Source organism: Sphingomonas sp. CCH9-F2, from assembly GCF_001556735.1.
Taxonomy (GTDB): domain Bacteria; phylum Pseudomonadota; class Alphaproteobacteria; order Sphingomonadales; family Sphingomonadaceae; genus Sphingomonas; species Sphingomonas ginsenosidimutans.
The window spans coordinates 1-8,697 of record NZ_LSJO01000328.1; the positions used below are offsets into that span (position 1 = coordinate 1).

General features: G+C 69.2%; 9 protein-coding genes and 1 pseudogene. 7 read left to right on the top strand and 3 right to left on the bottom strand.

Translation table 11 applies throughout. The features are described 5' to 3' along the window. The 3 genes from AX685_RS09520 to ribA form a co-directional block, all read left to right on the top strand. On the top strand, window positions 1–569 hold a 569-nt coding region (locus AX685_RS09520), incomplete at its 5' end, for a LolA family protein (RefSeq protein WP_066487917.1). A 225-nt stretch (window positions 570–794) separates the two neighbouring features. After that, the gene (locus AX685_RS09525) at window positions 795–1,577 is read left to right on the top strand and encodes an exodeoxyribonuclease III (RefSeq protein WP_066487919.1); all 783 of its coding nucleotides are present in this window, start codon (window positions 795–797) and stop codon (window positions 1,575–1,577) included. A gap of 35 nt (window positions 1,578–1,612) precedes the next feature. Then, window positions 1,613–2,632, top strand: coding sequence for a GTP cyclohydrolase II (gene ribA, locus AX685_RS09530; protein WP_066487968.1), 1,020 nt, complete (start codon window positions 1,613–1,615; stop codon window positions 2,630–2,632). Here the strand turns inward: ribA and AX685_RS09535 are convergent, their stop codons facing one another. Together AX685_RS09535 and AX685_RS09540 are read right to left on the bottom strand one after the other, a co-directional pair. Next, entirely contained in the window at window positions 2,633–3,304 is a 672-nt protein-coding gene (locus AX685_RS09535; RefSeq protein ID WP_066487921.1) for an HAD family hydrolase, read from the bottom strand. It abuts the gene before it with no gap. Beyond that, window positions 3,301–3,960 carry a YggS family pyridoxal phosphate-dependent enzyme gene (locus AX685_RS09540; RefSeq protein WP_066487923.1) on the bottom strand — a complete coding sequence of 220 codons (660 nt, stop codon included), beginning with the start codon at window positions 3,958–3,960 and terminating at the stop codon, window positions 3,301–3,303. Before AX685_RS09540 ends, AX685_RS09535 begins: the two co-directional genes overlap by 4 nt. 22 nt (window positions 3,961–3,982) lie before the next feature. Between AX685_RS09540 and AX685_RS09545 the strand changes: the two genes are divergently transcribed. Next, window positions 3,983–4,513 carry a thiamine phosphate synthase gene (locus AX685_RS09545; protein ID WP_066487925.1) on the top strand — a complete coding sequence of 177 codons (531 nt, stop codon included), beginning with the start codon at window positions 3,983–3,985 and terminating at the stop codon, window positions 4,511–4,513. A 15-nt stretch (window positions 4,514–4,528) separates the two neighbouring features. Here the strand turns inward: AX685_RS09545 and AX685_RS09550 are convergent, their stop codons facing one another. Continuing rightward, window positions 4,529–5,209 carry a hypothetical protein gene (locus AX685_RS09550; protein WP_066487928.1) on the bottom strand — a complete coding sequence of 227 codons (681 nt, stop codon included), beginning with the start codon at window positions 5,207–5,209 and terminating at the stop codon, window positions 4,529–4,531. Window positions 5,210–5,443: 234 nt separating this feature from the next. On the opposite strand from AX685_RS09550, the gene AX685_RS09555 reads away from it, so the two are divergent. The 3 genes and pseudogenes from AX685_RS09555 to AX685_RS09565 form a co-directional block, all read left to right on the top strand. Then, window positions 5,444–5,881, top strand: coding sequence for a DUF3576 domain-containing protein (locus AX685_RS09555; RefSeq protein ID WP_066487970.1), 438 nt, complete (start codon window positions 5,444–5,446; stop codon window positions 5,879–5,881). A gap of 19 nt (window positions 5,882–5,900) precedes the next feature. Continuing rightward, window positions 5,901–8,396: a leucine--tRNA ligase gene (leuS, locus tag AX685_RS09560; protein ID WP_066487971.1), complete on the top strand. Its 2,496-nt coding sequence runs from the start codon at window positions 5,901–5,903 to the stop codon at window positions 8,394–8,396. Further along, window positions 8,396–8,697, top strand: a pseudogene (locus AX685_RS09565) (LPS assembly lipoprotein LptE); the annotation flags it as partial. The gene leuS and the pseudogene AX685_RS09565, both read left to right, overlap by 1 nt.

Here is an 8,697-nt window from a genome sequence, read left to right on the forward strand (position 1 = left end):
CCCCCGCCGCCACGGCGCAGACCAATCCCGATCTGGCCGCGGTGCAGCGGCACCTGTCGGGCGTCGAATCGATGACCGCCGCGTTCAGCCAGACCGATCGCAACGGCCAGGTGCTGACCGGCACGCTGACGCTCAAGAAGCCGGGCAAGATCCGCTTCCAGTATCAAAAGGGTGTGCCGTTGCTGATCGTCGGTGACGGTAAGGCGTTGACCTTCATCGATTATTCGGTGCGGCAGGTGCAGCGCTGGCCGATCGGCAATTCACCGCTGGGCGTGCTGCTCGACCCGAAACGCGACATCACGCGCTTTGCCAAGATCGTGCCTTCTAACGCGCCGGGTGTGGTGTCGGTCGAAGCCTATGACCCCGGCCGTCCGCAATATGGGCGGATCACCCTGGTGTTCGCTCGGCAAGCGAGCGCGCCGGCGGGGCTGATGCTGCAGGGGTGGGTCGCGCTGGACAGTCAGGGCAACCGCACGACGATCCGGCTGAGCGACCAGAAGTTTAACGTGCCGGTCGACGACGCGGCGTTCCGGTGGACCGATCCGCGGCGGCAAGGGCGCGCCGGCTGAACGGATACTGCCAATTCCGTTCATCGGGGCGACAGCTGCACTTACCTAAAAGCAGCGTGCGGTCGCGGGGCCGTTTCGGGATTTTCCCCCTGTTGCCCGACCCCCCGCTTCCCGCCTGCGTGACGAACGCCAGGTCGGCCCTCGCTCCTTGCCCCCGGAGCGAGGGCCTTTCCATGCCGGGCACACGGCTTGTCGATGAACCGTCCCCGGTCTAACCATCGCGGCGTGAAGATCGTCTCCTGGAACATCAACTCGGTCCGTTTCCGCCTCGACATCGTCGAGCAGTTCCTGCGCGAGGTGCAGCCCGATGTGCTGTGCCTTCAGGAAACCAAGGTCGTGGATGCCGACTTCCCGGTCGCGGCCTTCCATGCGCTCGGCTACGATCACGTCCTGTTGCACGGCCAGCGGATGCACCATGGCGTCGCGATCGTCAGCCGCGTGCCCGTGGAGGCCGACGACCGGCTCGACTGGCAGGCGAATCGCGAGGCGCGGCACCTGGGGGTGCGGTTGGCGGGCGGGGTGCGGCTGGAGAATGTCTATGTCCCCGCCGGCGGTGACGTCCCCGACCGCGAGGTGAACCCGAAATTCGGGCAGAAGCTGGATTTCGTCGAGCGGATGACGCGCTGGTCCGAAACGCTCGACTGCCCGACGATCCTGACCGGCGATTTCAACATCGCCCCGCTGCCCAGCGACGTGTGGAGCCACAAGGCGCTGTTGAAGGTGGTCAGCCATACCCCGATCGAGGTCGAGGCGCTCGACCGGTTGAAGGCATCGAACGACTGGGTCGACCTGGGGCGGCATTTCCACCCCGCGCCGGCGCGGCTTCATACCTGGTGGAGCTATCGGTCACCCGACTGGACCAAGAACGACCGCGGGCGGCGGCTGGACCATATGTGGGCGACGGGCGACGTGGCGAAGACCGCGACCGCCCATACCGTGTTCGAGGCGTGCCGCAGCTGGCTGAAACCATCGGACCATGTGCCGATCATGACCGAGTTCGCGTGGTGAGCGACGCGCGCGCCGCGGCCCGCGCGATCGACGCGATGCGCCGCGGCTGGCCGATCGCGATCGCGGCCCCGGGCGAGGCGCCGGTGACGATGCTGGCGATCGAGACTGCCGATGCCGGGCGGCTGGCGGTGTTCGGTGGCGATTATGCGCTGCTGATCTCCAGCGGGCGGGCCGAGACGCTCAAGTTGACCAACCAGCGCGCCGCCGCCGACCCCGACCTGCCGGTGGTGATCGAGCGTGCGCCGTGGTTCGACATGGCGACCGCGACCGCGCTGGCCGATCCGCAGCTCGATCTGGCCACCCCGCTCAAGGGGCCGTTCCGTACCGTGCCGGTCGATCGTCCGCGCGCGCTGGCGGCGGCGTTGCGGCTGGCGCGGGTCGCGGGGCTGCTGCCGGCCTTCTTCATTGATGGTGACGTGGCGCCGGAGGTGACGGTCGACGTCGCCGATATCGACGCGCACGAGGATGCGGTGCGGTTGCAGATCGCGGTGCGCGCGCGTCTGCCGGTGGCGCAGGCCGAGGATGCCGAGATCGTCGCGTTCCGCTCGCCCGAAAGCGCCGACGAGCATGTCGCGCTGGTGATCGGCACGCCCGACGGCAATGCTCCGCTGGTGCGGCTGCACAGCGAATGCCTGACGGGGGACGTGCTGGGCAGCCTGAAATGCGATTGTGGGCCGCAGCTGGATGCCGCGATCGCCGCGATCAAGGCGTCGGGTTGGGGTATCCTGTTGTATCTGCGGCAGGAAGGGCGCGGCATCGGGCTGGTCAACAAGCTGCGCGCCTATGCGTTGCAGGACCAGGGATTCGACACGGTCGACGCCAATACGCGGCTGGGCTTCGCAATCGACGCGCGCGATTTCGGGGTGGCCGCACGGATGCTGCGGTTGCTGGGGCAGGAGCGGGTGCGGCTACTGACTAACAATCCCGCCAAGGTCGCCGGACTGGAGGCGGCCGGGGTCGCGGTGGCGGAGCGGGTCCCGCATTCGCTGCCGCCGAACCCGCACAACGAACGCTATCTGGCGACCAAGCGCGACCGCACCGGCCACCAGCTGTAATCAGCCGAGCAGCGCCGCTACCTCGTTGAAATCACGCGCGATCGCATGGACACCGATCGCGCGGAGTCGGTCGGCATGGTCGGGCGCGCAATGCGAGCCGGCGACCAGCCCGATGACGAACGCGCCGCTCGCCACCGCGCCGGTCGCGCCGACGGGCGAGTCCTCGATGATCGCGCAGCGTTCGATCGGGACGCCCAGCCGCTCGGCGCCGAGCCAGTAGAGATCGGGCGCGGGCTTGCCGTTGGCGACATGCTCGGTGCCCGAATAGAGGTGGTCGCCGAAGACGTCGGCGATGCCCAGATGATCCAGGTGGGTGCGGATCCAGTGCACCCGGCTGGACGAGACGACTGCGCGCGGCAGGTCGGCGGGGAGCGAGCGGACGAAGCGCACTGCGCCCGTAACTTCCTCGATTCCCTCGACAAGGCAGCGTTCGTTCTCGGTCATGCGGGCGTCGTGGAAATCGTCGGGGACGGGGCGGCCCAGGAAGCCTTCCATCTCGCGCAGGAAATCCGCGCCCGAGCGGCCCATGAAGCGCGCCATCGATTCCTCGGCGCTGATCGGGTGGCCGATCGCGGTGAGATAGTCGGCGATGTGGCGGTTGCCGCTCGCCTCGCTTTCGATCAGCACGCCGTCGAAATCGAACAGCAAGGCGGCGAGGCGGGGGGCGGTCATGCGCGCGCCCCGAACAGCGCGGAGCCGACGCGGACGTGCGTCGCGCCCAGCGTGACGGCGGTATCCAGATCGTCCGACATGCCCATGCTCAACCCCGTAACTCCTTCGTCGCGCGCGATTTTTGCCAGCAGTGCGAAATATGGCGCGGCGTCCAGCCCGGCGGGCGGGATCGCCATCAGCCCCGCCACCGGAAGCGCCGCGGCGCGCGCCTCGGCCAGCAGGGCGGGGAGGTCGGCGATCGCGCAGCCGCCCTTCTGCTCCTCCATGCCGATATTGACCTGGACGAAACAGGCGGGGCGGCGGCCGGTCGCGTCCATCGCGCGCGCCAGCGCGGCGATCAGCGAGGGGCGGTCGACGCTGTGGATCGCATCGGCGATCGCGACCGCATCACCGGCCTTGTTCGATTGCAGCTGGCCGATCAGGTGGAGCCGCGCGTCGGGGAATTCATCACGCAATTCCGGCCACTTGGCCTGCGCCTCCTGGACGCGGTTCTCGCCGAAATCGCGCTGGCCGAGCGCCAGGAACGGGCGGATCGCGGCGGCGTCATGGGTTTTGGAGACGGCGAGCAGCGTCACCTCGGCCGGGTCGCGGCGGGCGAGGCGCGCGGCGCGGGCGATGCGGTCGCGGATCGCGGACAGACGGTCGTCGGGGGTCATCGGGGGCGCTATACGGGCGGGGATGCGCGCCCGCCACCCCATCCCGACGCCGATCCCGACACGCTGGCTGATGACCGACGAACGGCTGGGGGAGGGGCTGTGGCGCGCCCTGGAGCGGTTGCCGCGCGGCGGCGGCGTGGTGTTTCGCCACTATCATACCCCGATGCGGGAGCGGCGCGCGCTGTTCCGGCAGGTGGTGCGGGTGGCGCGGCGACGGCATCTGACCGTGGTAAGGGCCGGCCGAGGCAGGCTTTCGGGTGCGGACGGAACGCATCAAAGCGTTGGATTCGGCGTGGTGACGTGGTCGATCCACAATCGCCGGGAGGCGGTGCGCGCACGCCGCGCGGGCGCCGACGTGCTGTTCGTGTCGCCGATTTTCGCGACACGATCGCATCCGGGGGCGCGCGCGAAAGGCCCGCTGCGCGCACGGTTGGCGGCGGGGCGCGGCGCGGGCGTGCTGATCGCGCTGGGTGGGATGGACGAAACGCGGTTCCGGCGCGTCAGGCCGCTGGGATTCGCCGGTTATGCCGCGATCGATGCGTGGAGCCGCTAGCCCCGACGCGTGACATCAGAAGCGGAAGGCAGTGCCCACATAGACCGCCTGGCTGTCGCGGCGATCGTCGTCGAGGCGGGCGAGCCGGTCACGTTCGGTCTTGAGCCGCATCCCGGCGGTCAGATCGATATTGCGGGTGAGCGCATAGCTGCCGCCGACATCCAGCGAATAGCTGGACGGTTCGCTGACCGCACGCACGGTGCCCGGCAGCGCGCGATCGGCGCCGGCGCTGATCCGCCCGGTCCATTTGTTGCCCGAATAGCTGAGCGCGACGTCCCCTGCCTCCCGGCTGCCCGGGACGGGGCCGAGATCGACCTTGGCGAGATCGCCCGACACCGCGAACCGCTTCCACCCGACGGCGACGCCGAGGTTGTAGGCGATCGGCGCCACGCCGACGGTCGGCGCGCTGGCGGCGTAGCGAGTCGAGTCGCGACCCGCCGATGCCGAACGCGCGCGGACCGCGACGGTGACCGCGCGGTTGCCGTTGCGCGCCTCTGACGGGGTGAAGTGGAAATCGCCGCCGTCCAGCCCGCCGCGCGCGAACAGCGCGGCCAGTTTCGGATCGGCGGCGGAGGGGGTGAAGGAACCGGCGATACGCGGCGTCGTCACCGATTTGCGCGGCGCGCGGACGCTGGTGTCAGCCGCGCCGATCGCCGGCACGGCCGCCACCGCGGCGACCAGAGCGGCCGCGGTCATTCCAACAGCGATGTGGCGCGCATATGCCACGAATCGAACCCATCCCCTTTTGCCCCGGCGTCATATACCGGACGACATGAAGGCGGGGTAACAGGAATCAGTTCCTTGTCCATCGCCGCCGGCACGCTTTTCGACAGGCTGTTGCATCATGTCCACAATGTGGCGTGCTTGCGGGGGGCGGAGGGCGCGGGTACTAGCGAAGGCATAGACGAGATTTCCTGAAGGACGATGCCGATGTTCCGCCCCTCGCGTACCGCGGTTGCGCTGTGTGCCGCTCTTGCCCTGGCCGCCTGTGGCGGCGGGCGCGGCGCCCGCCCGCAGGGCGATATCGCCGCGTCGAAGGTGACGACGATCGGCGTCAACAGCTATCTGTGGCGCGCCACGCTGGACACGCTGAGCTTCATGCCGCTGGTCCAGACCGATTCCAACGGCGGCGTCATCGTCACCGACTGGTACGTCAACCCGCAGCTGCCGACCGAGCGGATGAAGCTGACCGTGTCGATCCTGGACCAGGACCTGCGCGCCGATGCGGTGCGCGTCGCCGCGCTGCGCGAGGTGAACCGCGGCGGCCAGTGGGTGGCCGCCCCGGTCGAGGCGGCGACGACGCAGAAGCTGGAAGACATCATCCTGACCCGTGCGCGCGACCTGCGCCGCGGCGCGATCACCGGCTGAGGCGGGCGACCACGCGACCATGGCATCCCGTTTCAACGCCCTGAAGGCGGACGCGCACTGGCAACAGGTGTGGGACGAGGCGCGCACCTTCGCCGCCGACGACCATAGCGCCAGGCCCAAGACCTATGTGCTGGAGATGTTCCCCTATCCGTCGGGGAAGATTCACATGGGGCACGTGCGCAACTATACGATGGGCGACGTGCTGGCGCGGTATCGCCGGATGACCGGGCACGAGGTGCTGCACCCGATGGGCTGGGACGCCTTCGGCATGCCGGCCGAAAATGCCGCGATGGAAAAGAAGGTGCATCCCGGCACCTGGACGCGCGCCAATATCGCCACGATGAAGGCGCAGCTCAAGCGGCTGGGCTTCGCGCTGGACTGGACGCGCGAGCTGGCGACGTGCGAGCCGGATTATTACGGCCACGAACAGGCGCTGTTCCTCGATTTCTACCAATCCGGCCTCGTCTATCGCAAGGAGTCGGCGGTCAACTGGGACCCGGTCGATATGACCGTGCTGGCCAACGAACAGGTGATCGACGGGCGCGGCTGGCGCTCCGGCGCGCTGGTCGAGAAGCGCAAGCTGAGCCAGTGGTTCCTGAAGATCACGCAGTTCGCCGATGAATTGCTCGACGGGCTGGGATCGCTGGAACATTGGCCGGACAAAGTGCGGCTGATGCAGGAGAACTGGATCGGCAAGAGCCAGGGGCTGCAATTCCGCTTCGCGCTGTCGGACGGCGGCAGCGTCGAGGTGTTTACGACGCGCCCCGACACGATGTTCGGCGCCAGCTTCGTCGCGGTCGCCGCCGATCACCCGATTGCGCAGGCGGTGGCGGCGGGCAACCCGGACGCGGCGGCGTTCATCGAACGCTGTAAGCAGGGCGGAACCACCGCCGCCGAACTGGAAACGCAGGAAAAGCTGGGGTTCGACACCGGGCTGACCGCGACCCATCCGCTCGGCGCGGGCGAGCTGCCGGTGTATATCGCGAACTTCGTGCTGATGGAGTACGGCACCGGCGCGGTGTTCGGCGTGCCCGCGCACGACCAGCGCGATTTCGACTTCGCGACCAAATATGCGCTGCCGATCCGCCGCGTGGTGTCGGACGGCGACAAGGCCGACCCCGACTTCCGCGAGCCGGAGGCCTATACCGGGCCGGGGACGCTGGTGAATTCGCACTTCCTGGACGGGATGGACGTCGAGGACGCCAAGCGCGCAGTGATCGCGCGGGCCGAGGATGGCGGCTGGGGCAAGGGCTCGACCGTCTATCGCCTGCGCGACTGGGGCGTCAGCCGCCAGCGGTACTGGGGCACGCCGATCCCGATCATCCACTGCCCGACGTGCGGCGAGCTGGCGGTGCCGCGCGAGCAATTGCCGGTGACGCTGCCCGATGACGTCACCTTCGACGTGCCGGGTAATCCGCTCGACCGGCACCCGACGTGGAAGCACGTGGCGTGCCCGCACTGCGGCGGTGAGGCGCTGCGCGATACCGACACGCTCGATACGTTCGCCGATTCGTCGTGGTATTTCATCCGCTTCGCCAGCCAGCCCAAGGACCGGCCGTTCGACCGCTCGGTCGCCGAAAGCTGGCTGCCGGTGGCGCAATATATCGGCGGGGTCGAACATGCGATCCTGCACCTGCTCTACGCGCGATTCTGGACTCGCGCGCTGCGGCATGTCGGGCTGATCGACCTGGCCGAGCCGTTCACCGGGCTGTTCACGCAGGGCATGGTGACGCACGAGACGTACAAGGCCGCGGACGGGCGCTGGCTGGCGCCCGACGAGGTACGCGACGGCGTGGAGATCGCGGGCGGCGGCGCGGTGACGGTCGGCCGCGTCGAGAAGATGTCCAAGTCGAAGAAGAACACCGTCGATCCCGAGCCGATCGTCGATCAGTATGGCGCGGATGCGGTGCGGTGGTTCATGCTGTCCGACAGCCCGCCCGAGCGCGACCTGGAATGGAGCGAGAACGGCATCGAGGGCGCGTGGCGCTTCGTCCAGCGGCTGTGGCGCTTGTTCGACGGCGAGGCTTCCGGCGCGACGGGCAGCGACGCGGCGCTGGACCGCAAGCTGCACCAGACGATCGCGGGCGTCGGCGCGGATATCGAGGCGCTGTCGTTCAACAAGGCGGTCGCCAAGCTGTACGAACTGACCAGCGCGATCGAAAAGGCCGCGCCGTCCGCGTCGCGCGACACCGCGATCGCCACGCTGATGCGGCTCGTGGCGCCGATGGTGCCGCATATCGCCGAGGAAGCCTGGGCCGCGCGCGCGCAGGGCGGGTTGATCGCCGATACCGAATGGCCGGCGGTCGACCCGGCGCTGCTGGTCGAGGATGAGGTGACGATCGCGATCCAGGTCAACGGCAAGCTGCGCGAGACGCTGACGCTGGCGAAGGGGCTGCCCAAGGACGAGGTCGAGGCTGCGGCGCTGGCGGTCGACAAGATCGTCCGCGCGCTGGACGGCAACGCGCCGCGCAAGGTGATCGTGGTGCCCGACCGGCTGGTCAACGTGGTCCTGTGATGCGCGGCGCGCTTCTCCTGATGCCGTTGCTGCTGGCGGCGGGCGGGTGCACGTTGCAGCCGCTGTACGCCGGCGGTGCGGCGGGGCCGGTCGCCGCCTCGCTGTCGGGGATTGAGGTGGCGCCGATCCAGGGCAAGGCGGGCTGGCTGGTCGCCAACGCGCTGCGCGACCGGCTGGGTGCGATGGGCGGCGCACAGGGCGGGGGCGCGGCGCGCTATCGGCTCAACGTCGTGCTCGACGACCAGATCATCGGCCTTGGCGCGCGCGCCGACGATGCGGTGTCGCGCGAGCGCGCCAAGGC

Coding starts and splice junctions, on each gene's coding strand:
- ribA (WP_066487968.1), top strand. CDS start 1,613: ATGCGCCGCGGCTGGCCGATCGCGATCGCGGCCCCGGGCGAGGCGCCG.
- AX685_RS09535 (WP_066487921.1), bottom strand. CDS start 3,304: ATGACCGCCCCCCGCCTCGCCGCCTTGCTGTTCGATTTCGACGGCGTG.
- AX685_RS09540 (WP_066487923.1), bottom strand. CDS start 3,960: ATGACCCCCGACGACCGTCTGTCCGCGATCCGCGACCGCATCGCCCGC.
- AX685_RS09545 (WP_066487925.1), top strand. CDS start 3,983: ATGCGCGCCCGCCACCCCATCCCGACGCCGATCCCGACACGCTGGCTG.
- AX685_RS09550 (WP_066487928.1), bottom strand. CDS start 5,209: ATGACCGCGGCCGCTCTGGTCGCCGCGGTGGCGGCCGTGCCGGCGATC.
- AX685_RS09555 (WP_066487970.1), top strand. CDS start 5,444: ATGTTCCGCCCCTCGCGTACCGCGGTTGCGCTGTGTGCCGCTCTTGCC.
- leuS (WP_066487971.1), top strand. CDS start 5,901: ATGGCATCCCGTTTCAACGCCCTGAAGGCGGACGCGCACTGGCAACAG.